Origin of the sequence: Streptomyces sp. NPDC007095 (assembly GCF_040634475.1) — a bacterium.
In the GTDB taxonomy this organism is placed as follows: domain Bacteria; phylum Actinomycetota; class Actinomycetes; order Streptomycetales; family Streptomycetaceae; genus Streptomyces.
Window position 1 is genome coordinate 1 of sequence record NZ_JBEYFS010000051.1, and the last position, 25,020, is coordinate 25,020.

Sequence of the window (25,020 nt, forward strand, 5' to 3'; positions counted from 1 at the left end):
ACAGCCGTCAGTCTGATGGGCATGCGGCACTATCTGCTCGACCAGGTCGACACGGAACTGTCCAAGACGCGGGAGTCGCTGACCGGTTCGAGTGCCGTCGTAACTGGAGATGAGGCAGACCGCCGTGATGCGCAGTCTGATCGTGCGGGCCTCGGGACGCAGGGCGAACTCGGGCCACACGTCCGGGCCGCACGACCGCGAACCGAGTCCGTGCTGAGCCGCGTCGATGGTCAGACGGCTCGTCGTCGAGGCGGGGAGCTCATACGGGTGTCCGGCCCGTGCGAGCTCCTGGGGCGTGTGGCGGCTGAGCGTGAAGCCGGGCCGCCGTCCGTGCGTGTCGGGCAGGGCCTCGACACGGAGCACCTCCGCACCCGTGCTCGTGAGGGCCAGCCGACGCAGCCCGGACCGGTGTCCGGTCTCCTGGGGACGTGCGTAGTCGACCGAGAGGTCGTCGATGCCGGAGGAGAAACGGCCGGTGCGTGCCGCCCGCAGACTGTCGGGATACGACTCCGACGGGCCGAGCCCGAACCACTCGGCGCCGTCGACGGGTGCCGCGCCGTCGGGCAGGTCGAAGCGGATTCCGATCCGCGGCCACACCGTGGTCCAGCCGCTCGACGGCTCGATCTCCACGCGGAGTTCCAGCTCGCCGGCTTCGAGCGACCAGACGGACTCCACCATCACGAACAGGGTGGAGTTCGCCGCGGAGACCTTGTCGAGCGTGCGCAGCGCGTTCGCCTTGTCGTGGGGTCGCTCCACCGACACGCGACGTGTGGTCAGCCGGTCGAGACCGTCGCGACGCCACAGCTCGGCGTTGGACACCCCGGGGACACTCGCGTCGCTCTCCTCCACCCCGTCCGACGGGCTCTCGTCGTTGTCGGTCGGGGCGCGGAACAACTCCAGCCGTGGTCCCGTCACGGCGCGGCCGGCGAGGCTCACGAGGGAACCGTCCACGAACTGGGCGGCCCCGAGAACCAGCGTTCCGGCGTCCGGTCGCCAGCCCGTCCGGTGCCGGACGGCGGGCACGGGGACGTCCGGCGAACGGTCCGACTGGACGGTGGCCACCACATGGCCCGCGGGGGCCCAGGACGCGGCGGTCGCCAGGACCGCGTCGATCGTCAGCCATGTCTCGCCCTTGTGCGCCACCGGGACCGGCGGGAGGGACACCCACCCCGACTCGCCCGCCGCGACCACCGGGACCTCCAGGTCCCCGGCGTCCACAGGCGTTCCGTCGTGCTCGACGCGCCAGCGAAAGCGCAGGTCGGAGGTGTCGGCCGAGTGCCGCAGGTTCGTCACCGCGACCTTGTCGCCGTCGAAGACGAAACGGACCGGCTGTACCACCGCCTTGTACTCGTACAGGCTGGGCGTCGGGACGTCGTCGCTCAGCAGCATGCCGTCCATCACGAAGTTGCCGTCGTGCACGACCTCCCCGAAGTCGCCTCCGTAGGCGTGGTACGGCGTGCCGTCCGGCGCCGTGGCCAGGATGCCGTGGTCGCGCCACTCCCAGACGAACCCGCCGTGCAGCCGCGGATGTTCGTGCACCAGCGCCTCGTACTGGTCGAGCGCCCCAGGTCCGTTGCCCATGGCGTGGGCGTACTCGCACAGCAGGAACGGCTTGGCCCGCTGCCGCGCGCTCTGCGCGGGGGTGCAGTTCAGCAGCGGCGTGTCCGTGCCGTCCTTGCCGATGCGCTCGGTCTCCGGCACCGACGCGTACATGCGGGAGTACACGTCGGTGTACTCGCCGGTGTAGTCGCCCTCGTAGTGGACGGGGCGTTCGGCGTCCCGGGCGTGCACCCAGGCCGACATGGCGGCGAGGTTGCTACCGGTACCCGACTCGTTGCCGAGCGACCAGATCACGATGCTCGGGTGGTTCTTGTCCCGTTCGACCGTCCGCCGGATGCGGTCGAGGTACGCCTCCCGCCACGCCGGGTCGTCGCTCGGGTTGCCCGCCCAGCCGCCCTTTTCGAAGCCGTGCGTCTCCAGGTCGCATTCGAGCACGACCCAGAAGCCGAGTTCGTCGGCGAGGTCGAGCAGACGCGGATGCGGCGGGTAGTGGCTGGTGCGGATGGCGTTCACGTTGAACCGCTTCATACGGGCCAGGTCCTCGCGGGCGTGCTCCTCGTCGAAGACCCGGCCCCGCACGGGATGTGCCTCGTGGCGGTTGACCCCGTGGAACACGACACGACGGCCGTTGACCAGGAACCGGTCACCGCGGATCTCGACCGTCCGGAAGCCCACGCGCAGCGCGATGCTCTCCGCCGCCGTCGACACGGTGGCGTCGTACAGGCGGGGCCGCTCGGCCGACCAGGGCTCCACCTCGCCGGCGTCGACCGGCCTCACGTCGGCCGCGGTCGCCCAGACCTGCTCGACGCCGAGTTCGGGGATGCGCAGGGTGACCGGGAACGCGGACGCCTCGGCGGTGATCTCCGCCTCGAGGCGCCCGCGGCCGTCGCGGAACCCGGTCCGCAGCCAGGCGTCCTCGATGCCGCCGAGGGGCCGGGCGGTCAGCGTGACGTCGCGGAAGATGCCCGGCAGCCACCACTGATCCTGGTCCTCGACGTAACTGGCCGCCGACCACTGATGCACCCGCACGGCTACGACGTTGTCGCCCGGACGCACCGCCCGCGTGACGTCGAACTCGTGGGCGAGCCGGCTGCCGCCGGCGCTGCCGATGTCGACACCGTTGACCCAGACCCGGAAGAGCGACTCGACACCGTCGAACCGCAGCACGATCCGCTCGGCGTCGGACCATCCGGCGGGCATGGCGAAGTGACGCCGGTAGTCGCCGGTGGGGTTCTCGTCCGGGACGTGGGGCGGGTCGATCGGGAACGGGAACTGGATGTTGGTGTAGATCGGCCGGCCGTGGGCTCCGTCGCCCTCCAGCACCCAGTGGGACGGCACCGGGATGCTCTCCCAGCCGTGGTCGTCGAATCCTTCGGCCGCGAAGTCCTGTGCCACCGACGCCGTGGGCGACAGCCGGAAACGCCAGGATCCGTTCAGCGAGAGCGAGGGAGCGTCGGAGTGCAGCCACGAACGCGCCGGGCGTAGCGCACCGCGCCCGGGTGTGGGGTCCGAAACGTACGCGGAAAGCTCGGAGGGCAAGAGGTCACAACTTTCTTGGTGGCAGCGGGGAGATTCTTTTTTTGGGTGGGGCTAGCGGAGGACCACGGTGCGGATCTCCCAGGGGCCGAGGGCGAGTTCGAGGCCGTCGCCGGACGGTTCCGCCTCCGCGGAGAGCGGTCTGCCGAGCAGGTCGACCGTCGTCGCCTCGGTGAACGCGCCCGTCACCCGGACGACCGAGCCGGTGGCGCTCATCGCGGCCAGCCGCACCTCGGTTCCGGACCCGCGCCCGTCGTCGGTGACGCGGCGGACGCTGGAGACGAGGACATCCCTGCCGTCGACCCGGAGTCCGGTCGCGTCGTCCGGAAGGTCGCCTCCGCCGGGCGCGGTGCCGCGGGTGACGAGCACGTCGCCCCGGAACTCCTCGGCGAGGGCGACCGCGTCGGCCCCCTGCCAGCCGGTCGCGGAGGGCAGCACGGCGAAGCGGTTCGTGATCCGCATCCCGAGGTCCTGCGCACCCGGCGCGGGGATCTCGGTGGCAGCGGGTTCGTCGCGCAGGGGGTGGATGTTCACGCTGATCGAGCCGATCGCGCGCAGCAGGGTGACGGCCAGTTCCGCGCCGCCGTCGACGAGTTCGTACTCGCTGGAGTGGTCCAGCAGCACGGTCGCCGGTCCGGCCGACACGAACGAGCTCGCCGGGAAGGTCGGGAGCGGGTACTCGCCCCAGCCGCCCTCGGCGGTGAGCCCGCGCTCGGTCACGGCGAACTGCCCGGCGGACGCGGAGACGGCCACCGGCTCGGGCAGCGGCACGTGGAAACGCAGCCGGTGGTCGGCGGACTGGTTCAGGAACGACGTGGAGACCCGGACGAACGGCTCGCCCGCGCGCAGCTCCACGAGCGTCTCCACCGGAGTCGCCACGGTCCTGGCGGCGCGCAGATCGCGGTCGGCGGAGAGCGCGGCGGGCCACGCGTAGACCCGGGTGACCCGCAGCCTGGAACGCAGCGGGCCGGATTCGAGGAGGTCTACGGTCGTCTCCACGGGCTCCGACACGAGTACGTCCCGCGCCGGGGGCGCGTAGTTGTAGCTGTCGCCGCGGTCACCGCCGTCGACGAGGCGGCCGACGCCGCGCAGGACGGTGCCGTCGGCCCCGGTCACGGTCAGGGTGCCGTCGGCGGCGACCTCGACGTCGACCAGGCTGTTGGACACGCCCCGGGGCGTCGCCGTGGCGTTCGCGAGCGTGGTCGACGGGGCGGCCGGCCACTCGCTCGGCGTGACCCGGAAGCTCGCCAGCCCGGAGGCCGGCACGTGCACGGGCACCAGCGCGGTCGCCCGCGCCTCCTCCAGCGTCAGCACCCGCCACTCGCCCAGGTGCGCGGCGGCCGCCTCGGCGACCTCCCGGCGCAGGATCAGCAGGTCGAACGGTCCGCTGGTGGGCACCTCGGCGAGGTGGAAGACGAGCGAGTTCGGGGTGAGTTCGTAGTGGTCGATCAGCCGGCCGAACAGCTCGCGGCGGTGGATACGGCGCAGGACGCGTTCGAGCTGGGAGGCGTCCATGCGCTCGTCGCTCAGCACGGACGGGGCCTGCGAGATGAGCTGCACGGGGTGCGTGGAGCCGTCGGCGGCGGTCGCGACCAGCCCGGCTCCCGCCGGTGGTGCCACGACGTCCACCTCGAGCAGCGCCGTACGGGCGAACGGCAGCGGGTTGGCGACGAGATGTGCGTCGCTCGGCACCCGGGCGGCGGGCTCGGCGAGCGCGGCGTCCCGTACGGCGCGTGCGGTCTGCGCGGCCTCGGCCAGGCGGGCGTCGACCTGGTCGCAGGTCTCGTCGGTGCCCGAGCCGACGACCGAGTCGTGCGCCGTCGACTCGATGATCTTGTGCCAGGCGAGTGACAGGAACGGCGCGTCGTCTCGCCGGGACCACAGGGCGTTCACGCGCTCGGCGTGGTCGACGGTGCGCTCGGCGACGGCCATCCGCTGCTTGAGCCCGAGCCGCACGGAGAGTACGCCGGGCAGGATGTTGCCGCGGACATGGCTGCGCAGCTCGCCGGTGACGACGGCGGACACCTCGTCCCGCACGTGCTCGCGGATGTACTCGTCGAGTGTCGCGATCGTGATGGCGCGCTCGTCGTCGCAAGCACGCCGCAGCCAGTCCGCGAGCCGCGGGTCGGGCGCGTTGTGGTCGGTGCCGGCCATCGCCAGCACCGGGTCGCCGCCCCAGCGCGCGGCCGTCATTCGCGCGTAGTCGCCGAGGGCGGGGCCGATCCGGTCGGGCACCAGCAGGACGTCGAGACCGTTGTCGTAGCCGTCGAAGAGGAACTCGGTGCGCACCTCGGAGCCGTCCGGCGCGCGCCAGCGGAAGGCGTGGCCGTCGACGGAACCGGGCACACCGCGCCACAGCGCCGCGTGCTCGATCCCGGCGCGGGCGAGGATCTGCGGCATCTGCGCGATGTGGCCGAACATGTCCGGCAGATAGCCGACGGGCATCGCGCCGCCCAGTCGCTCCGCCGCGGCCCAGCCCATCTGCAGGTTGCGTACGATCGTCTCGCCCGAGCAGAGGAACTCGTCGAGCAGGATCAGCCACGGTCCGATGGCGAGGCGGCCCTCGCGCACCAGTGCCACGAGCCGGTCGCGGTTCTCCGGCCGCATCTCCAGGTAGTCCTCGACCGCGGCCATCTGCCCGTCGACGGTGAACCGGAAGTCCGGGTTCGCCTCGGCCGTCTCCAGTACGGTGTCCAGGGCGGTGACGAGCCGGTGCCGGAACACCTGGAACGGCTCGTACCACTCCCTGTCCCAGTGGAAATGGGGCACGAAGACGGCGGAGTTCTGCATGGCGACGGGGACCTTCTGTGCGGACGTGCGGGGGAGAGCGGTCACTTGAGGGAACCGGCGGCGAGCCCGGTGCGCCAGAACCGCTGGAGGAGGATGAACACGATGATCACGGGCACGATCGAAACCAGCGAGCCGGTGATCACGGACTCCTGGAGCAGTGGGGCCCGGGCGGTCTGGCCGTTCCACTCGTACAGGCCGAGCGTGATCGGGAACAGTGACTCCTTCTGGAGCATCACCATCGGCAGGAAGAAGTTGTTCCAGATGGCCACGAACTGGAACAGGAAGATGGTCACCAGGGCCGGTGTCATCAGCCTGGACGACACCGAGAAGAACGTGCGGAACTCGCCCGCGCCGTCCAGCCGCGCCGACTCGATCAGCTCCTGCGGGACGGCGGCGTTGGCGAAGATGCGCGCCAGGTAGACACCGAAGGGGCTGACGATGCTGGGCAGGAACACCGCGAGGTAGGTGTTGACGATCCCGGTCGCCGAGAAGAGCAGGAACAACGGCAGGGCGAGCGCGGTGGTCGGGACGAGGACACCGCCGAGGACGACGGAGAAGAGGAACTCCTTGCCGCGGAAGCGGAACTTGGCCAGAGCGTAGCCGCACAGGGCCGAGATCAGGGTGCCCACGGCCGCGCCCAGCACCGCGTAGATGACGGTGTTGAGGGCCCAGCGGCCGAAGATGCCGTTGCTGCGGGTGAACAGGACGCGCAGGTTCTCGAACAGGTTGAAGTGCGAGAACGCCAGCCCGTTGGTGGCGGCGAGGTCACCCTGCGGCTTCGTCGCCGCGACGATCAGGAAGTAGACCGGCAGCAGGAAGTAGACGGCCAGGAGGAACATCAGGGCCATGACGGCCGTACGGCTGCCCCGGCTCTCGCGGATCGTGGATGGGTTGCTCACAGTCCCGCCTTCTTCGAGGTGAGTCGCATGAACCCGAAGCTCAGGACGAAGGTGATGACGGCGATGACCACCGAAATGGCCGCGGCCTGCTGGTAGTCGTTCCCGGAGGCCACCGCGTACGCCAGCATGTTCGGGGTGAACGTGCTGGAGATGTTCGAGGAGATCTGGCGCAGCACGGCCGGCTCGGCGTAGAGCTGGAGTGTGCCGATGATCGAGAACACCGTGGTCAGGACGATCGACGGGGCGATGATCGGGACCTTGATCCGCCATGCGATCGTCCAGTTGGTCGCACCGTCGATCTTGGCGGCCTCGTAGAGCTCCTGCGGGATCGACTGGAGCGCCGAGTACATGATCAGCATGTTGTAGCCGGTCCAGAGCCAGGTGGAGACGTTCGCCGCCGACCACAGCACGGCGCCCGGACCGAGGAAGTCGGGATGCAGGCCGATGCGCTGGAACAGGTCGACGACCGGGCTGAGCTGCGGCGAGTACAGGTACGACCACATGATCGCGGCGATGACGCCGGGCACGGCGTACGGCATGAACGCGGTGATGCGGAAGAACGCCTTGAGCTTCAGCAGGGGCGTGTCCAGCAGCAGTGCCATGACCAGCGCGACGAACAGCATGACGGGCACCTGCACGATGCCGAACAGCCCGATGCGGCCGATGCTGTTCCAGAACTCGCTGTTCTGGAACACCTGCGTGTACTGGTCGAATCCGCCGAAAGTCGTGTACGAGGTCCCGTACTGCCCTCCGGTGCGGCGCACGACGCGGAAGCTCTGCCAGAGCGCGTAGCCGACGGGCACCAGGTAGAACAGCACGAACGGCAGGAAGAACGGGGTGAGGAACGCGATGACGGTGCCTGCCCGGGGGCCGCCGCCGTTGATGCGGCGGCGGCCACCTGACGTCACCGCGCGAGGTGCGATGTCGGTCATTCCGTGGTCACTTGCCCGCCGTGGCCGGGATCGCCTGGGCCTTCATCGACTTCAGGGCGGCGGCCTGGGCGGCGGAGAGCGCGTCGGCCAGCGTGCCGTCACCGGCCGCGGCCTTGGCCATCGCGTCCTGGAGGGCCAGGTTCACCGTCTTCTGGGTGGGGCCCCAGGCGAATTCGGTGTCGATCTTCTTGGACGAATCGGCGAAGACGTCGAAGATCTTCTCGTTGTTGTAGTACGGCACGCCCTTCGACAGCGCGGGCAGCTCGAGCCCCGCGTCGGCCGCCGGGTAGAGGCCGCCCAGCTGGTTCTCCAGCGCCAGCGCCTCCGGGTCGGAGTTCAGCCACGTGTTGAACTTGACCGACTCGTAGAGGTGCTTGCTGCCCTTCATGAACGCGACGGTCGAACCGCCCCAGTCACCGGAGGCGCCGTTCGCGCCCCATGTCGGTATCGGTACGATCGACCACTTGCCGGCCTGCTTGGGCAGGTTGTCGCGGAACATGCTGTAGCCCCAGGCGGCACCGACGTAGCTGGCGATCTGGTCCTTCTGGTACGCGGCGTACATCTGCGTCGAACCGTTGGCGAGGTCGGTGCGCACGAGCTTGCCGACGATCAGCTTCTGCCAGTAGTCGGCGACCTGCTTGCTCTGGTCCGACGCGACGGTGACGTGCCACTTGTCGCCGGAGTAGCTGTACATCTGGGCGCTGTTCTGCCAGAGGAGCCCGTTGAACCACTCGGCGTTGTTCGGGTCGAAGAACGTGATGTCGAGGTTGGGGTCCGCCTTGTGCAGCTTCTGCGCGGCCGCCGCGTACTCGTCCCAGGTGGTGGGGATCGCGATGTCGTGCTTCTTGAAGATGTCACTGCGCACGAACAGGGCCATCGGGCCGGTGTCCTGCGGGAGGGCGAAGACGCCCGTGCCGCCGAAGCTGGTCTGGGACCAGGTCCACGGCACGAACTTCGACTTGGCCGCGGTGGCCGCAGAGCACGCCGAGGCGTCCACGAAGGCGTTCTGGGTGCGCAGGTTGGGGAGCTCGTCGTAGCCCACCTGAGCGAGGTCCGGCGCCTTGCCCGCCTTGAGGGCGTTGCCGAGGGTGCCGTACTGGTCGTTGGAGATGTTCTTCGTCTGGACCTGGATGTCCGGGTTCTTCTTGTTCCACAGGTCCACGACCTTGTCCATGCCCGGAACGGTGTTCCAGTACTGGAGGGTGACCTTCCCCTTGGCGGGGGTACAGGAGGCCGCGGACGCCTTGTCCGAGGGAGCGGGCGACGAGCACCCGGCGAGTACGACGAGAGTGGCTGCCGCGGCGACGGCGGCGAGACGGGTGCGCGTGACTCTCTTGCTCATGTTTTCCGTTCCAGAGAACGACTAGCGGCGGCGCTAGGCGGGTCGACGTTGACAGCTCGGGCGGGGAGGCCTTCTGGTTGGGATAAGGTCCGTGAGCGTTCACGTGAGCGTTCACGTGAACGTTCACGGGAGCGCTCACGGGAGCGTGCTATGAATTGATTCGGAGTCTGCGCCGCGGCACGGCCGAGTGTCAAGACTCTCGGGTCGTCCATGGGTCCGGCAGGTTAAGGAGAGCTCATATGACACCGCTGACCACCGGTGATGGCCTGGCGCCACCGGCGAAGGGCTCACGACGGCCATGATCGTCGAGGGCCCGCGCAAAAGGTCGCACCATGGCTTCGGCCCGGTGCATACTCAGTGTCCCAACGGCGCGGCCGCGTCGACACAGGTACGGAGGTAGTGATGGCGTCGTCGGGGACCGGACCCCGCAGAGTGACGATTCACGATGTGGCCCGGACCGCCGGAGTGTCCCGGCAGACGGTGTCGCGGGCGCTCAACGACAAGGGCGAGATCGACGTCACCACCAAGCAGCGCGTCCTCGACGCGGCGCTCGCGCTGGGGTACCGCCCCAGCAGGTTCGCCAGGGGGCTCGTGCGGCAGGACACCATCAGCGTCGGGCTGGTGATCCCCGACCTGCTCAACCCGTTCTTCACCGAGGTCGCCGCGGCCGCTCTGGACGCGGCGCGGACCCGTGGCTGGCACGTCGTCGTGTACGACACCGGTGACCGCATCGAGGAGGAGCGCGGCACGCTCCAGGTGATCGCCTCCCAGGTGGACGCCGTGGTCGGCTATCTGAGCCAGCCCGAGGACGAGATCGAAAAACTGGCACGCGGGCTGCCCGTGGTACTCATCGACCGGGAGCACCGCACCGAACGGTTCAGCTCCATCCGGATCGACGGCGAGAAGGGCGTCCGCGCGGCGATCGCGCACCTCGTCGAGGCCGGGCACCGGCACATCGGCATGCTCGACCACGCGGGCCGGTCCGAGCCCAGCATCCGCCACGCCTGGTTCGCCGACGCGATGGCAGCCTGCGGGCTCGACGCCGGGCCGGTGAGCCGCGCCGACCAGAGCGTGGAGGGCGGGGAGAGCGCGCTGAAGGTCCTGCTCACCCAGCACCCGGACGTGACAGCCGTGTTCGCCTTCAACGACATTGTCGCCATAGGCGCGCTGCGCGGAGCGCGCCGGCTCGGACGCGCGGTTCCTCGCGACCTCGCGGTGATCGGCTTCGACGGCCTCCAACTGGGGGCGCTCGTCGAGCCGCCGCTGTCCACCGTGGCCCTGGACACGCGGGCGCTCGGGGCACTCGTCGTGGAACAGACGGCCCGGCTGCTGACCGGCGAGGATCCGCTCGGCCAGGACGAACTGGTGGTAGGGGCGGAGCTGAGGCTGCGTGAGTCCGCGTAGGCCGTGTTCGGAGAGCCGTTCGCACGGCCTGCCTCGCGTCGGGACGCTCGCGCGGTGGGGCGATGCGGTGCGGACCGCCGACGGACGTTGCCGCACCTGTCGGTGTCAGGCGCGAGCGTGGCCAGGCCACCGCGCCGACAGCCGAGCGCGCCGGAACGACATGTCAGAGGGTTCTTCTACGGTGCCCGCATGAAGCATCGCCCTGGCGCCTGGGCCGCCGTCGGCCCAGGCGTTGAGACGAAGTGCGCACACGGACTCATCGCTCGCATGTCTTTCGACAGAGCTTGAACGCTGCTGTCGGCCGCGGGCCATGGCGATGGAGCCCGAGAGCCGTTCCCCTGCTTCGTAGATCATGTAGGGCACGCCCCCGTCGGTGCCGAACGAGGGGGCGGCAGCGCGACCGTTCTCAGGTGCACTGCTGCGGGAGTTGTAGAAGGCTCCAAGGTGGTTACGCCTGCTGAAGTCGTTGCCCACCTCCGTGATCATCAGGTCGCCGCCACTCTCCTTGTCCATGTTGTAGACGACGTAAGTGCTGTTGTCGCGGTACAGCAGATGCGGACCGCCGACGTTGACGGCACTGACGTCGGAGTGGCGGATCAGGGGCTGTTGGTCGTAGGTCCAGGTGCGCCCGTCGGCCGACCAACCCCAGTGGATGTCACGGTGGTCGGTGGTGTTGTCCAGCATGAAGACCATGACGTGGTGGGCGCCGCGAGAGGGCAGCTCGTGCGGGAAGACACGGGCGTACGACGTCTCGGTCGTGCCGCTCGGCAGCATCGACGTGGACAGGACGACCTTGTCGTACGTGAAGTTGATGCCGTCCTTCGAGCGAGCCAGGCGCGTGGTGGTGTTCTCGCCGTGGAAGTACAGCCACAGCTCTTTCGTGCTCGCGTGCCACATCACGTGCGGGGACGCGACGTGGCTGACGGAGTAGTGGGGCTGCCAGTAGTTGGCGACGATCGGGTTGTCCGGGTATTCCGTGAAGGGCCGTTCCAGGGAGTTGCCATAGGCCAGGCAGATGCCGCCGGGCGCGTCGTGCGGCCCGTAGTACAGGTAGTAGCGGCCGAGTGGGGTGCTCAGCTTGTCGTGGACGCCCCTGACGCAGGGGAAGATGATCTCACCGGTCGGGTTGTACTTCAGTTGGGACGGCGTGAGCAGGGTGCGGACGTAGGTGTAGTCGGGGAATCCGCCGGGTGCGGCGGTCTGGGTACTGGTGAGGTCGGCGACTCCGAAGACCTGGTTGTACGAGGTGGCCATGCCGAGGACGGCCGCGGCCGGGTAGATGCCCGTGGCGATGAGAACGCCGGAGACCCCGGCGCCGAGCCCGAAGACGTTCAGCGGCCCGCGGTAGAGGCACAGCGGGACGAGCAGCGTGAAGACGAGGACGAACAGCACCGAGTTGTGCGGGCTGACCGCCTTCATCGGCCCAGCCGCAGGGCGGTGTGACCGAGCACCTCCTTGAGCGCGGTCCGCATCGCCTTGCGGTGGAGCAGTGCGTGCGCGGTCTCGTGGGCGAGGGCCGCGGCGCGCACGGACCCGACGGGATACCAGGAGCGCCAGCCGAGTTCGTCGGTCAGCGACTCGGCCCGGTCGATGGTGTCGGTGTAGAGCTCGACGGTGGCCGGACGCGAGGTGTAGCGGGCGAGCAACAGCTGGAGCCCGTCGCCGCGCTCCACGATCCGGGCGCGGCACGGCAGGCCGGGGTCGAGCGCGGCGCCGAACGCGTCGGCGGCCAGAGCCCATTGGCGCAGCTCGGCGGGGTCGCGCTTCTCATTGATACGGCGCGACTCGCGGACGTACGGGGCCTTCGCCAGGCCGTCCGCGGTACCGGTCACGTCGGGGCGCGGCCGGAGGCCGGGGAAGCCGGTGCCGCCGTCCGGCCGGGGTACTTCGGTCTGCAGCCAGTACAGGACCGACAGGGACAACTGCCGTGCCTCGGTGACCGCTTCGGCTCCGGTCTCCGCCCCCGCTCCGACGAGCGGCTTCAGCCAGTAGTCGTTGAGCGGCCGGTTGACGAGCGTGATGTCGGAGTCGAAGGCTCCGGGGCGGTGCAGCTTGCGTGCCAGGATGCGAGGGCGACCGCGCCGGCCCCCAGACGATGGCCACCTGGAAAAGTGGGTGGCCCCGTGACGTTCCGCGACGTCGAGCAGGTCACCATCGTCCAGTGGGCTGTGGCCGCCACCCAGCGCGAAGAACGGCATGAAGGCTATGCCGGCTCGCGCGCACTCGTCGACCAGCGCGGCGTTGCTTTGCTCCAGGACGCCGAAGCGGTTCTGAACGGCGGCGACCGGGGCGATCGAACGGGCCTCGGCGCCGAGCCCGTCGCCACTCAGCTCGCGACCCTCGACGCGGTGGCACAGCAGCGCGCCGCCGAGGCCCAGGGCGCCGACGCGGCAGCAAGGCCGGCTCCCTGTGGCAGGCCGAGCAGCTGCTGCCGCGGGTGAACAGCCCCAAGGAGCCGGCTGTCATCGACGCCGCCGGACACGTCTTTCTCTACGACGTCCCCGAGTACGTCGACCAAGTCACGGCCCACCTGCCGCCGTTCTTCATGAAGCACCTCTGACCCGGCGGCGACCCGGCGGCGAGAAAGAGGCGAAGGAAACGAAGACGAACGCCACCTTCCCCAGCAGCGGGCTGAACCTCGCCGCACACCTCTACACGCCCGACGATCACGACGGTGGCCGCCTGCCGGCCGTGGGCGTCGGCCACCCCTTCACCGGGGTTGGCGCCGCCACCGCAGCGCATCACAGCGTCGCGGTCGTCTCCGTCCCGGACGCGCTGCCCGCGAGCCACTGGTCCCATCCCAGGTTGAAGTCGGCGTACCCGTTGTCGGCCGGGGCCTTGGCGCGGGGCGAGCCGGTGATGGTGACGGGGTCGCCCTGCTTGACCTGGCCGTAGAACCACTTGGCGTCCGACATGGACAGGTGGACGCAGCCGTGCGAGCCGCGGGCGCTGCCGCTGCCCGGATTCGGGTCGCCGGTCGAGTAGTGGACGTACGTGCCGGACTGGGTCAGGTGGATGTCCCAGGGCAGCGTCAGGTCGTAGTAGTTGGGGCTGCCCTTGTCGCAGCTGATGCCGACGCTGCAGGAGGTCATGTGGACCTTCTCCTCCTTGTCGATGACGGCCATCGTGCCGTTCCACGTCGGATACTCGGCGCTGCCCGCATTGATCGACAGGGTGCGCACCGGCTTGCTGTTCCGGGTCACCTTCATGGTGTGCCCCGTCACCGAGACATCCGCGCGCACGTCGTCGCCGATCTGGAAGGTGTGTGTGTAGTTGTGCACGCCGTAGCGTCCGTTGCCGTTGCTGACGCCGTTCATGTCAGCGTCGATCTTCACCTTCGTGCCGGAGGGCCAGTACGTCTTCGGTCGCCAGTCGGCGCGCTTGTCGCCGAACCAGTGCCAGGCGCCGGCGACCGGCTGCGAGGCGCTCACCTTCATGTGCTTCTCCACCGTGGCCCGTGCCTTTGCCGCCACCGGGTTGGTGAAGACCACCGAGATCGGCATGGCCACGCCGACCGTGGTTCCCGTCTGTGGGGTGATCGTCTCCAGCAGCATCGGCGGGCCCGCGGGCTTAGTCGGTGACGGAGAGGCGCTCGCACTCGGCTTTCCCGGCGCCTTCGCGTCGTTCCCGCCCGCCTTGTCACTGCTGCCCCCGCCGCAGGCACTCGTGCCCACCAGCATCACACCTGTGACGAGTGCGATCCCTATGCCGCCCTTGCGCCGTCCCACGACGTGCCCCGCTCTCTCGCTTCTTCGGCCCTGACGGGGCCCGACTCCTTGTCAGACAGTGACGGGGTGGGCGGCAGTTGCGCGCGTCGTGTAAAGCGTGTCTCAAGTCTCGGTGCGTACCTCCTGGAAACGCAACGGCAAGACCATCACCGGTGCCACCCAGTCCACCTACGTGCTGGTGAAGGCCGACAGGGGCCAGAAGATCACTGTGAAGGTGACCGCCCACCGCCACGGCTGGACCGACGGATCGGCCACCACCGCATCGGTCACGGTGCACTGAGGGGACCCGCCCCGGCCGCACCCACGCCGAACTGGTCGGGCGGGCCACTGGAGGGCCTGCTGCGCTTCGAAACCCGTCCGTATTTTCGTCTCGCTGCTCCGGTCCGTGCCGGTGGGGAGTGCCGGTACGGACCGGGCGAGGGCGATGGAGACGGGGCAGTCCAGCCGTCCATCCTGTGGCGAGGTCGGCGTTGGTGCGTGCCACGGACACGAGAACCCCTGCCCGGGCTCACCAAAAGATGTCGCGTGGAGGGTCGTCTCCCCTCAGGATGACGGCCATGCAGTGCATCGAATTCCTGAACTACCCGATCAGCGAGCAGCCGTCGGACCTCCAGTGGGGCTTCCGTATCGACGGCACGGATCTGCGCGTGTACGCCGCCGAGGCCACTCGCGGCCTCTGGCGCCAGGAGAGCGAGGATGAGGGCCCGGAAGAGGAGGAACGCTTCCTGCTCGCCCAGCACGGCGGCCTCAGTCTGTCCGAGACCGGCGATCCCGTACGCCATTTCCTCGGTGACCCGGTCCCGGGGTTCGCCGATCCCTCCACCGGCACCACACCGGTCCTGGGCTGCTCCTGCGGCCTCTGGGGCTGCTGGCCCCTGCTGACGGTCATTACCACCACTCCCGAGACCGTCACCTGGTCATCCTTCCGGCAGCCCTTCCGTAAGGAGTGGGGTGAGCTTGCCATGGGCCCGTACGTCTTCGCCCGCCCTGCCTACGAGGCCGCGCTCGCAGAGCCGGTCCGCCTTGCCGCGGATCCGCTGCGAACGCTTGGGGAAAAGAAGCGGTGACCCGCGGTCGGGGCAGACGTGCAGGGAGGCACATCCCACCGTCGGCTGGACACCTGCGACGTCGGCGAGGCTGTGAGCCGTCCGGTGTGAACAGCGAAGCGATGCGGTCGTAGTCGCGCATCATCACCGCGTCGGTGAACTCACCGTGTAGCGCCTCGATCTCGACGCGATCCGCGATGGCCTGAAAGTCATTCATCGATTTCCTCCTCATGGTGGAGCGCGTCGCCGCCGAACGGGACGCGCGTGACTGACGGCGGGCGACGGACCCTGGCTCCCGGACCGCCTCCCGGCATCCGGGACCGGCACGACGAAGGAGGGGCATGGCACTCACCGCTTGCACGCCGCCGGCGAAGGGCTCGCCGCTGTTCGACCTGCCCGAAGACGCGGTCGAGATGGGCGTGGGCATCCACGGCGAACCGGGCCGGAAGCGGGAGAAGCTCCAGTCGGCGGACGCGATGGTGAGCGAGCTCGTCAGCGCGGTGGTGGACGACCTGCCGTACTCCTCCGGCGACCGCGTCGCACTGATGGTCAACGGCCTCGGCGGCACACCGATCGGCGAGCTCTACTTGGTGTACGGACGGGCCCACAAACAGCTGACCGAGCGAGGCATCGACATCGGGCGCAGCTACGTGGGCGAGTGCTGCACCTCGCTCGACATGGCCGGCGTCTCCATCACACTGGTCCGGCTGGAAGACGAGATCTCCGATCTGCTCGCCGACCCTGCCGAGATCCCGATCCGCGTGTTCTGAGGGGGCTCATCCGGTCTCCTCGGGGCCACTGCGGGGCCGCGGAACATTGCAGCGCCGACGCATGCTCAACTAAAATTCAAGATCATCGGTATCCGACCGGTTCAGCCGGAGCGGAGGCCCCACCGATGGAGGACGGCCATGGCAAAGATCCTTGCGGTGCTCTATCCCGACCCCGTGGGCGGATATCCTCCCGACTACGCCCGCGACGAGATTCCGGCCATCACCGGATATCCGGGCGGTCAGACAACGCCGACTCCACAAACCATAGATTTCACCCCGGGGCAGCTTCTCGGCTGCGTCTCGGGAGAACTGGGACTACGCCGGTTCCTGGAGGACCGAGGCGACACCTATGTCGTCACCAGCGACAAGGAAGCACCGGACTCCACCCTGGACCGCGAGCTGCCCGACGCCGACGTGGTGATCTCGCAGCCCTTCTGGCCCGCTTATCTGACCCCCGAGCGGATCGCCTCCGCTCCCCGGCTCAAACTCGCGATCACGGCGGGGATCGGGTCGGACCACGTAGACCTGCCCAGCGCCATCGACCACGGCATGACGGTGGCGGAGGTGACCTACAGCAACAGCATCAGCGTGTCCGAGCACGCCGTCATGCAGATCCTCACTCTGGTGCACGACTACATGCCGGCCCACGACTGGGTGACCGCCAAGAAGGGCTGGAACATCGCCGACAGCGTCTCGCGCGCCTACGACCTCGAAGGCATGGACGTCGGTGTTCTCGGCTCCGGCCGTATCGGCCAGGCGGTACTGCGCCGACTCCAGCCGTTCGACGTCACGCTGCACTACAGCGACGTGCACCGGCTGCCCAAGGAGGTCGAGGAGGAACTGGAGCTGACCTGGCATCCCGACGCTCGCTCGCTGGCCTCCTCGGTCGACGTGCTGTCGATCCACACTCCGCTGCATCCGCAGACGCAGAACCTCTTCGACGACGACCTGATCGGAGTCATGAAGCGCGGTTCGTACATCGTCAACACAGCACGCGCGCTCATCGTCGACCGGGACGCCGTGGTGCGGGCCCTCAACAGCGGCCGACTGGCCGGTTACGCCGGTGACGTCTGGTATCCGCAGCCGCCACCGCCCGACCATCCCTGGCGCACCATGCCGCACGAGGCGATGACCCCGCACGTGTCCGGTTCGACCCTCTCGGCGCAGGCCCGCTACGCCGCGGGTACCCGGGAGATCCTGGAATGCTGGTTCGACGGGCGCCCCATCCGCCCGGACTACCTGATCGTCGACGGTGGTGGGCTTGCCGGGACGGGAGCGCGCTCCTACACGGTTGCCGGATAACGCACCTCGAGTGCCTTTCCGCCGTCAGGTGTCGGCTCGACCAATTCCGCTGAATGGCCGGGGCCGGCTCTGCGGTACGTCCCTGACGAACACGATGCCGTCGCTGTCCGCCAGGTGGGCCGGGTCGAGCGGGGCGTAGCCGAACCAGGGGGAGACGCGGGGCGCGGGCCGCGTCTCGCCGACGGCGGTGGCCAGCCGCGCGGCGTCGATGACGCAGCGGTCCTCCGGGAGCGCGTAGAGGAGTCCTTCGACGGTGTCCGGCGGCGGGGTGTCCACTCCCTGGTGCCGGATCGTGCCGAGGGCCGTGGCCACGAAGGCGTACTCCTTGCCGAGCCGGGCGCTCACCAGCGCACCGGCGCTCCACCACTCCAGCGGCATGCCGCCCATCCGCATCGAGCTCTTGGTCCGTTGGAGATGGGAGTTGTGGGCGTGGATGAGCGCCGGGCCCCGTTCGGCGACGCCGAGAAGGTTGTGGGCCATCATCTGGTCCCGGACGCCCAGCAGCCGGGTCATGCGGGCCGGTGAGGTGTCGGCCATCCAGTGGTGGTAGCGCAGCAGGCCGGTCGCGGTGCGCCCGTACAGGCGCGCCCGGTCCCAGTCGTCCCGCGAGGTCGTCACGAGCAGGTGCGGCGTCTGCTGGTCGAGCAGTGCCACCAGATCGTCGGCGAGCAGCCGCAGTTGGTCGGCCTCGGCCGACTGCCCCGTGGACTGGCCCGGGTCCATCATCGCGGCGGGATCGGTCCACCGGCCGTCGGTGCCGAGCAGGCGGTCGAGTGTGTCCGCGGTGCAGGGGAGCAGGTCCGCGTCCACCCGGGCCGAGAGGTAGCCGTGGAGTGCGGTCAAGGCCTGCCGGGGGCTCGCGGCGTGGCTGATCTCCAGCGGGCCGTCGAAACCGGCGAAGCGGAGCCGCTCGGACGCGGGTCGGCCGTCGTTGTCGGCGCGGACGTTGTAGGCGCGCATCCAGCGCACGAGCTCGCGGTTGGCCGCGAAGGTGCCCCAACCGTGGCTGATTCCCTGCTCCATGACTTCGTCGAGGGTGCCCGTGCCCGAGGTGATGTGGTCGTCGACGACCAGGCCCATCATGCAGTCGCTCTCGATCGTGATCGTCCGGTAGCCCTCTTGCTCGACAAGCTGCCGGAAGAGCTCGTTGCGCAGGTCGAGCAGAGTGTCCTCGCCGTGGGTGGGCTCGCCCAGGGCGAGCAGCCGGGGCCGGGCCGGGAGCAGCCTCATGACGGCGGCGGTCTCGACGGCTTGGGCGGTGTCCTTGATGTCGGTGGCCATGCCTTCAACGCTATCGTTGAACCATCGGTTGAAACTTTTCCGCGACATCGGCAGGCTCATGGGACGAAACCTTCAAATCCGCGAGCGACTCAGGCCGGTTGATCTGGCGCGCGGGCACGGTCTGTCCACGCAGGCGATCAGGAACTACGAGGAGGCCGGCATCCTTCCGGCCGCCGGTCGCACGCCCCACGGCTACCGCACCTACACCCCGCTGCACGCGGGAGCCCTGCGCGCGTTTCTTGCCCTGGTGCCCGGCCACGGCCATCAGACGGCGACGTCGATCATGCGGGCGGTGAACCAGGGCGCGGCTGAGGAGGCGTTCCGCCTGATCGACGAGAGCCACGCCCAACTCCTCGACGACCGCCGGACCCTCCAGGCCGTCGAAAGCGCCCTCCGCGACCTGGAGCCCACGGGGGCGTCCGAGCCCGAGCCGACCACGGTGCCTGGGGCCGACGGCACGTTCATCGGGCCGCTGGCAGGCAAGCTCGGGATCCGACCCGCGACGCTGCGCAAATGGGAGCGCGCCGGACTCGTGAGCCCACGCCGCGACCCGCAGACCGGCTACCGCATCTACGACGAGGCCGACGTGCGGGACGCCCGGCTGGCCCACCAGCTCAGGCGGGGCGGCTACCTGCTGGAGCAGATCGCCCCGCTGATCGCCCAGGTGCGGGCGGCCGGCGGCCTGGAGCCGCTGCAGGCCGCCCTGCGCGACTGGCACGGTCGGCTGTCCGCCCGCGGACGCGCGATGCTGGCCGGGGCCGCCGAGCTCGAGGCGTACCTCCACGAGCTCAGACCGACTAGGGCCTGACCTGCGCCTTCGAGGTTGAAAGACGCCTACTGAACCGGAACGACGCAGTCGCCGCCAGGCAACGTTGTCGTGCGTGCGGGGTCACCGCCGTTGGCCATGGCTGTCCTTCCTGAAGGGTACGAGGTGGACACGGCGTCGCACCGCGACGGGCCGGCGCGGGTGTGCGACGGCCGGCATCGTGGAGTCGGCTCGCTTTGCGGTTCGAGTCGCTTTGCGGTTCGAACCGGGGTGCCTTCGCGGACGAGCAGGCGGCCCTTCCTCAGCGTGCGGGACGCGCGGCTCGGCGCGATTCAACCGAGGCACACCAGGAGCAGGCAGATCTGCGAGGGTGAAGTCGTCGTCGGCGCGGGGCTCGCCTGCGGTGCTCCCGAGGCCGTGTCATCGGAGCGGGCAGGCGCGGACGTCTCCTTCGCCGCCGTAGTGGTGCGGTCGGGCACCGTTCCAACGGAGGACGGGGCGGCGCTCCGAGGCCCCGGGGTCGCCGACGTCGCCGTCGGATGAGGAGAGGCAGCATCGAACGGCCGAGCGCTCGGCGGCGCGACGTGGGACGGGGCAGCGGCGGACTCCCGGCGCGGAAGGTCGGTCGTGAGTGACTGCGAGGGGGGAGTGTGCGAGGACAGGCGGGTTTCAGGGTGTGTCGACGACGGGCGGGGCTGCTCAGCCGCCTGTTCGTCCGCGGTGCCCATGGCCTTGACCTCCGGCGCCGAGGCCGCCTGTGCTCGGTCGGCGGAGTTCCGGTCCATCGAGGCGACGGTCAGGCCACCTCCGACGAGTGCGACGGCAGTCGCCACCACGGCCCGGCGCTGGTTCTTCTTCCAGCGGGCCAGCTGGCGACGCCGCGCCGCCCGCCCTTGTGGTGCGGGCGACGCGCCCTCGAAGTCGCCGTACGCGTCGGTCTGCGGGGCCTCCTCCAGGCCGGCCCCGGCCGCTGCCTCGTCACGAAGACGGCCGTCGTGCCACGTGTTTGAGGCCGTGTACTCCCACGGCACCGATGCGCTCACCGCTGTGCCCGTCGTCGCCATGCCGGCCCAGGTCGGGACGACGTCACCGTCGGCGATGACCGGTGCGATGTCCGGAGCGTAGGCACCACACCCGGGACACACCAGGGCGCCGTTGAGATGCCGGCGACACGAGGAGCAGTAGTCCATTTGCGGTCTTCCTGAGTTCACTTGCCGTCGCCCCGCCGGGCCTGGTCACGTTCGCACGTGGGATCGAGCAGCCAGCAACGCTAACGAGGCTTTCGAAAGCCTGTGTGCAGTCCGTGTGGCGCTGTTGTGCGGATTCTCCGGGCCCCTCGCGTGTGTGCCGTACGTGTCCGGGTGCCGGAGCCGCGTGCGGTCCTCTTTGCCGGATCGCATGGCGAATCCTCGACAGCAGCGGGTTGCGCCGGTTCGGGTCCTGGTTGAGGTCGGTCAGGCAGAGGGGAGGGGGGACGGAGGCTGTGCCGCGGTGACGTCATAGCGCCAGAACGGTTGTACAAGCAGTGCGCCGACGATGACGACGATCACGCAGAGCAGTGAGCTGCCTGTCCACGCGACGCCGAGACCGGTGGCGGAGGCCATGGCGCCGGCGCGCAGGTCTCCGAGCCGGGGACCGCCGGCGACGACGACGGTGAAGACGCCTTGCAGACGGCCGCGCATGGCGTCAGGTGCGTAGGTCTGCAGAATCGTCTCGCGGTAGACCGCGCTGACGAGGTCCGCCGCCCCGGCCGCGGCCAGTAGGGCCGCGGCGGCGAGGAGGTGGTGGACGGTGCCCGCGAGGGCGATGGCCGCCGCCCAGGCGGTGACGGCGATGGCCAGCGCCCTGCCCTGGCGGCGCACGCGTCCGATCCATCCGCTGAACAGCCCGGCCGCGATCGACCCGATGGCGATGGCCGAGTACAGCAGCCCCACCCCTCCGCTGAAACGCACCTGCGCCGCTTCCGGGAACAGGGCGGTGGGCATGGCCAGCGCCATCGCCGCGATGTCGACCGCGAAGGACATCCAGAGCACGGGGGCGGCAGCGATGAACCGCAGCCCGTCGAAGACCGAGCGCAGCCCACCGGTCCGGGCCCCCGGTCCGGTCGGCATGATCGGGGGCAGATGAACGGCCGAGTACAGCAGGAGTGAAAACAGGACGGCGTCGGCGCCGTATGCCCAGCAGTAGCCGTTCGGCAGCGAGATCAGGATGCCCGCTACAAGCGGCCCGGCGACCTGCCCGACATTGCCGGCGGTGAAGTACAGCGTGTTCGCGGCAGGTACCAGGGGCGTGGGAACGATGCGGGGAATGATCGCGCCCCGGGCGGCGGACGACACGGCGAAGGCGCCGGACTGGACGGCGACGAGGGCGAGGATGAGGGGGACCGAGCGCAGATCGGCGACTGCCTGAAGCAGCAGGGCGAGTGTGGTCACCCAGGTGAGGCATGCCGAGGCCAGGTACAGCAGACGGCGGTCGAACCGGTCGGCGACGGCGCCGCCGTACAGCCCGAAGACCACGAGCGGCACGAGACCGGCCAGTCCCGTCAGCCCTACGGACAGCGACGACTGCGACAGTGCGTATATCTGCACCGGGATGGTGACGCCGGTGACCATGGTCCCGACGTATGCCGCGCTCTGGCCGATCAACAGGCGCCGGAAGACGGGGTGGGCCAGCGGGCGGGTGTCGAGGGCGACGCCGCGCAGACCGGAGGCCAGCCGGACCTTGAGCGTCGGCGGGGCGGCGGGAGGAAGATCACGCGGGGTGTGAGACGTCGTGGGCATGGCCATCACGCTCGCAGGACCGCACGGTGCGCCGCTTCCGTTAATCTGCCGTCATATGTCGGAAAACAGTCAGGCAGAGAAGGCGGCGGCGGAACCCAAGGACAGCACCCATGCCCACCTCGCGGGTGAGGTCATCGGCCGCCACCAGCATGGCTATCACCAGCTTCTCTACGTCAGCGCCGGCGTGCTGGCGGTGCGGACGGGTGAGGCGTCCTGGGTGGCGTCCAGCGCGCGCGCCATGTGGATTCCCGCGGGCATCTGGCATCAGCACCGGGTACACGGGCACAGCTCTGTGCACACGCTCGGCTTCGCCGCCCACGACATGCTGCTGAGGTCGCGGACACCGGTCGTCGTGGCCGTCGACGCCCTGGTGCGCGAGCTGATCATCGCGTGCAGTGAACCGTCCCTGTCAGAGCAGGAAGCACGGCGCCTGCGTGCCGTGCTGCGGGACCGGCTGCGGCGGGCCCTCGTCGAGCCGTTGACGCTGCCCACCCCCACCAACTCCCTGCTGAGGCAGGCGTGTTCGCTGGTGACCGAGGACCTGCGGCAGCCGCGGACTGCCGCCTGGCTCGCACGGCGCATCGGTGTGAGCGAGCGCACCCTGGCCCGGCTGTTCAGGACCGAGTTCGGCATGACGTATCCGCAATGGAGGACCAACATCCGGGTCTTTCACGCCATGGTGCTGCTGGCGGAGGGAGCGAGTGTCAGCGAAACGGGACGACAGTGCGGATGGGCCACGACCAGTGCGTTCATCGACACGTTCAGCCGCACCATGGGCCAGACACCGGGAACCTATCGCATCGGACCCGGGGTTAGATCCACGAGCCGCCTGCGTGGTCGAGCGACCTGGGCGCCCCCGCAGGACCCGCCCGGACACCCAGGCCTGATCCAAAAGACGGGCCCCAGGTCGCACAGCTCTTGACCCGGCAGCCGATGCTTCGAGCACGGCCGACGGGTTCCTGGATGTCAGGGTTCCTGGAAGTCAGAGCGACGTCATGACGTGCTTGATCCGGGTGTAGTCCTCGAAGCCGTACGCGGAGAGGTCCTTGCCGTAGCCGGACTTCTTGAACCCGCCGTGCGGCATCTCGGCGACGAGGGCCATGTGGGTGTTGATCCACACACAGCCGAAATCGAGGTTCTTCGACATCCGCATCGCCCGCGCGTGGTCCTTGGTCCACACCGAGGAGGCCAGTGCGTAGTCGACGCCGTTGGCGTACTGCACGGCCTGGGCCTCGTCCGTGAAGGACTGGACGGTCATGACAGGGCCGAAGACCTCGTTCTGGATGATCTCGTCGTCCTGCTTGAGCCCGGAGACCACGGTCGGGGCGTAGAAGTAGCCCTGCTCGCCGACCCGGTGGCCGCCCGCCTCGATCCTGGCGTGCTCGGGGAGGCGCTCGATGAAGCCACTGACCTGGGCGAGCTGGCCCGCGTTGTTCAGCGGTCCGTAGAGCACGTCCTCGTCGTCCGGCAGCCCGGTCCTGGTGTCGGCCGCGGCCTTGGCGAGGGAGGCGACGAACTCGTCGTGAACCGACTCGTGGACCAGGACGCGGGTCGCGGCCGTGCAGTCCTGACCGGCGTTGAAGAAGCCGCCGACCACCAGGTCCTCGACCGCCTTCGTCAGGTCGGCATCCTCGAAGATCACAGCCGGGGCCTTGCCTCCGAGCTCCAGGTGGACCCGCTTCACGTCCTTGGCCGCGCTCTGCGCGACCTGGATGCCGGCGCGCACCGAACCGGTGATCGAGGCCATCGCGGGGGTCGGGTGCTCCACCATCAGGCGGCCGGTCTCACGGTCGCCGCAGACCACGTTGAAGATTCCGCCCAGCAGTGCCAGCTCCTCCAGGACACCGCCGATGATCTCGGCGATCAGCACCGTGGAGGCCGGGGTGGTGTCCGAGGGCTTGAGGACCACCGCGTTGCCCGCCGCGAGCGCCGGGGCGAACTTCCACACCGCCATCAGCAGGGGGTAGTTCCACGGCGCGACCTGCGCGCACACACCGACCGGCTCGCGGCGGATGATGGAGGTCATTCCCTCCATGTACTCGCCGGCCGAGCGGCCCTCCAGCATGCGGGCCGCGCCCGCGAAGAAGCGGACCTGGTCGATGGCGGGGGCGAGTTCCTCGCTGCGGGTGAGGTGGAGCGGCTTGCCGGTGTCCCGGCTCTCCGCGGCGACCAGTTCGTCGGCCCGTGCCTCCATCGCGTCGGCGATCTTCAGCAGCGCGCGCTGCCGCACGGCCGGTGTGGTGTCGCGCCAGACGGGGAACGCCGCGGCCGCGGCCGCCATCGCCGCGTCGACGTCTGCCGCCCCCGAGAGCGGGGAGGTCGCGTAGATGTCACCAGTGGTGGGGTCCACCACATCGAGCGTGCGGCCGTCCGAGGCGTCCGCGAACGCACCGTCGATGTAGTTGCGGAAGGTGGTGCTCATGGAACGTCTCTCCTGGTCAGGCGGCGGTACGGGCGGACAGGTGCTCGTGGACGGCGACCCAGCCGCCGTTGTCGGCGCGGGTGAAGACGATGGTCTCCCGTTCGTGGACCGTCTCCTCGCCCGCATTGGTGGCGACCTGGGTTTTGACGTCGTGACTGAAAACGGCGGTGTCGCCGAAGTGCTGGATCAGCTGGGCGGACGAGGTGCAGCCGAGGATGCGGAAGCCGTCCTCTTCCACCCACTGCTGCCAGAGGGCGCGGTACTCGGCCGTGGAGCCGAGCCGCCGCGGGGTGGTGTGGAAGATGAAGGTCGCGTCGGGGGCGAAAGCGCCGAAGTAGTCGTCGAGGCGGCCCTCGGCGAAGGCGGCGACAAGCGCGTCCGCGGCGGTCCGGACTTCCTGGACGGTGGTGGTGCTCATGCACGGCTCCTGGTCACGGGCGTTCGGCGGCGGGGCCGGAACGG

The 25,020-nt window shown here is 69.6% G+C and carries 20 protein-coding genes and 4 pseudogenes; 9 read left to right on the forward strand and 15 right to left on the reverse strand.

Going from position 1 to position 25,020, the window contains the following annotated elements; translation table 11 throughout:
• The 5 genes from ABZ656_RS19045 to ABZ656_RS19065 all read right to left on the reverse strand — a co-directional run.
• The coding region (locus tag ABZ656_RS19045; RefSeq protein WP_360269355.1) for a glycoside hydrolase family 2 TIM barrel-domain containing protein at positions 1–3,099 on the reverse strand (3,099 nt) is incomplete at its 3' end.
• A 51-nt stretch (positions 3,100–3,150) separates the two neighbouring features.
• On the reverse strand, positions 3,151–5,886 hold the full coding sequence (locus tag ABZ656_RS19050) for an alpha-mannosidase (RefSeq protein WP_360269410.1): 2,736 nt from the start codon (positions 5,884–5,886) through the stop codon (positions 3,151–3,153).
• A gap of 41 nt (positions 5,887–5,927) precedes the next feature.
• A complete protein-coding gene (locus tag ABZ656_RS19055) occupies positions 5,928–6,734 on the reverse strand; it encodes a carbohydrate ABC transporter permease (protein WP_360269412.1) in 807 nt (268 codons plus the stop codon).
• A gap of 47 nt (positions 6,735–6,781) precedes the next feature.
• Positions 6,782–7,717: a sugar ABC transporter permease gene (locus ABZ656_RS19060; protein WP_360269357.1), complete on the reverse strand. Its 936-nt coding sequence runs from the start codon at positions 7,715–7,717 to the stop codon at positions 6,782–6,784.
• Between the two features lie 7 nt (positions 7,718–7,724).
• Entirely contained in the window at positions 7,725–9,059 is a 1,335-nt protein-coding gene (locus ABZ656_RS19065; RefSeq protein WP_101406698.1) for an extracellular solute-binding protein, read from the reverse strand.
• Between the two features lie 402 nt (positions 9,060–9,461).
• Between ABZ656_RS19065 and ABZ656_RS19070 the strand changes: the two genes are divergently transcribed.
• Positions 9,462–10,463 carry a LacI family DNA-binding transcriptional regulator gene (locus tag ABZ656_RS19070; RefSeq protein WP_101406697.1) on the forward strand — a complete coding sequence of 334 codons (1,002 nt, stop codon included), beginning with the start codon at positions 9,462–9,464 and terminating at the stop codon, positions 10,461–10,463.
• Positions 10,464–10,763: 300 nt separating this feature from the next.
• Here the strand turns inward: ABZ656_RS19070 and ABZ656_RS19075 are convergent.
• From ABZ656_RS19075 to ABZ656_RS19090, 4 pseudogenes are all read right to left on the reverse strand, one after another.
• Positions 10,764–11,660: pseudogene (locus tag ABZ656_RS19075) on the reverse strand (hypothetical protein); the annotation flags it as partial.
• Positions 11,661–11,882 (reverse strand): annotated as a pseudogene (locus ABZ656_RS19080) (transporter); the annotation flags it as partial.
• Positions 11,882–12,238, reverse strand: a pseudogene (locus ABZ656_RS19085) (hypothetical protein); the annotation flags it as partial. The pseudogenes ABZ656_RS19085 and ABZ656_RS19080, both read right to left, overlap by 1 nt.
• Positions 12,236–12,532, reverse strand: a pseudogene (locus ABZ656_RS19090) (FAD-dependent oxidoreductase); the annotation flags it as partial. The pseudogenes ABZ656_RS19085 and ABZ656_RS19090, both read right to left, overlap by 3 nt.
• Positions 12,533–12,631: 99 nt before the next feature.
• Here ABZ656_RS19090 and ABZ656_RS19095 point away from each other — a divergent pair.
• Positions 12,632–12,904: a hypothetical protein gene (locus ABZ656_RS19095; protein ID WP_129592365.1), complete on the forward strand. Its 273-nt coding sequence runs from the start codon at positions 12,632–12,634 to the stop codon at positions 12,902–12,904.
• On the forward strand, positions 12,901–13,023 hold the full coding sequence (locus ABZ656_RS19100) for a hypothetical protein (RefSeq protein WP_360269360.1): 123 nt from the start codon (positions 12,901–12,903) through the stop codon (positions 13,021–13,023). Before ABZ656_RS19095 ends, ABZ656_RS19100 begins: the two co-directional genes overlap by 4 nt.
• A 181-nt stretch (positions 13,024–13,204) precedes the next feature.
• On the opposite strand, the gene ABZ656_RS19105 is transcribed toward ABZ656_RS19100, so the two are convergent.
• Complete coding sequence (locus tag ABZ656_RS19105; protein WP_360269362.1) at positions 13,205–14,191, reverse strand: L,D-transpeptidase; 987 nt, start codon at positions 14,189–14,191, stop codon at positions 13,205–13,207.
• A gap of 97 nt (positions 14,192–14,288) precedes the next feature.
• Between ABZ656_RS19105 and ABZ656_RS19110 the strand changes: the two genes are divergently transcribed.
• From ABZ656_RS19110 to ABZ656_RS19125, 4 genes are all read left to right on the forward strand, one after another.
• A complete protein-coding gene (locus tag ABZ656_RS19110; protein ID WP_129592364.1) occupies positions 14,289–14,471 on the forward strand; it encodes a glycoside hydrolase Chb in 183 nt (60 codons plus the stop codon).
• Positions 14,472–14,748: 277 nt separating this feature from the next.
• On the forward strand, positions 14,749–15,258 hold the full coding sequence (locus tag ABZ656_RS19115) for a hypothetical protein (protein WP_360269364.1): 510 nt from the start codon (positions 14,749–14,751) through the stop codon (positions 15,256–15,258).
• 320 nt (positions 15,259–15,578) lie between these two features.
• On the forward strand, positions 15,579–16,007 hold the full coding sequence (locus ABZ656_RS19120) for a dihydroxyacetone kinase subunit DhaK (RefSeq protein WP_360269366.1): 429 nt from the start codon (positions 15,579–15,581) through the stop codon (positions 16,005–16,007).
• A gap of 138 nt (positions 16,008–16,145) precedes the next feature.
• Positions 16,146–17,309, forward strand: coding sequence for an NAD-dependent formate dehydrogenase (locus tag ABZ656_RS19125; RefSeq protein ID WP_101406694.1), 1,164 nt, complete (start codon positions 16,146–16,148; stop codon positions 17,307–17,309).
• Between the two features lie 24 nt (positions 17,310–17,333).
• Here ABZ656_RS19125 and ABZ656_RS19130 read toward each other — a convergent pair whose 3' ends face one another.
• Positions 17,334–18,590 (reverse strand): erythromycin esterase family protein, encoded by a 1,257-nt coding sequence (locus ABZ656_RS19130; protein WP_360269368.1) that lies wholly within the window; start codon positions 18,588–18,590, stop codon positions 17,334–17,336.
• Between the two features lie 58 nt (positions 18,591–18,648).
• Between ABZ656_RS19130 and ABZ656_RS19135 the strand changes: the two genes are divergently transcribed.
• Positions 18,649–19,398, forward strand: coding sequence for a TioE family transcriptional regulator (locus ABZ656_RS19135; RefSeq protein ID WP_101406692.1), 750 nt, complete (start codon positions 18,649–18,651; stop codon positions 19,396–19,398).
• A 290-nt stretch (positions 19,399–19,688) separates the two neighbouring features.
• On the opposite strand, the gene ABZ656_RS19140 is transcribed toward ABZ656_RS19135, so the two are convergent.
• Together ABZ656_RS19140 and ABZ656_RS19145 are read right to left on the reverse strand one after the other, a co-directional pair.
• A complete protein-coding gene (locus ABZ656_RS19140) occupies positions 19,689–20,546 on the reverse strand; it encodes a hypothetical protein (protein WP_360269370.1) in 858 nt (285 codons plus the stop codon).
• Between the two features lie 264 nt (positions 20,547–20,810).
• Positions 20,811–22,136, reverse strand: coding sequence for an MFS transporter (locus ABZ656_RS19145; protein ID WP_360269372.1), 1,326 nt, complete (start codon positions 22,134–22,136; stop codon positions 20,811–20,813).
• Between the two features lie 55 nt (positions 22,137–22,191).
• Between ABZ656_RS19145 and ABZ656_RS19150 the strand changes: the two genes are divergently transcribed.
• Positions 22,192–23,058: a helix-turn-helix transcriptional regulator gene (locus ABZ656_RS19150; RefSeq protein WP_101406689.1), complete on the forward strand. Its 867-nt coding sequence runs from the start codon at positions 22,192–22,194 to the stop codon at positions 23,056–23,058.
• Positions 23,059–23,118: 60 nt separating this feature from the next.
• Here the strand turns inward: ABZ656_RS19150 and ABZ656_RS19155 are convergent, their stop codons facing one another.
• Together ABZ656_RS19155 and ABZ656_RS19160 are read right to left on the reverse strand one after the other, a co-directional pair.
• Positions 23,119–24,558, reverse strand: coding sequence for a gamma-aminobutyraldehyde dehydrogenase (locus ABZ656_RS19155; protein ID WP_360269374.1), 1,440 nt, complete (start codon positions 24,556–24,558; stop codon positions 23,119–23,121).
• 16 nt (positions 24,559–24,574) lie between these two features.
• Positions 24,575–24,976, reverse strand: a complete 402-nt coding sequence (locus tag ABZ656_RS19160) for a nuclear transport factor 2 family protein (RefSeq protein WP_360269376.1) — start codon at positions 24,974–24,976, stop codon at positions 24,575–24,577.
• Positions 24,977–25,020: the final 44 nt, after the last annotated feature.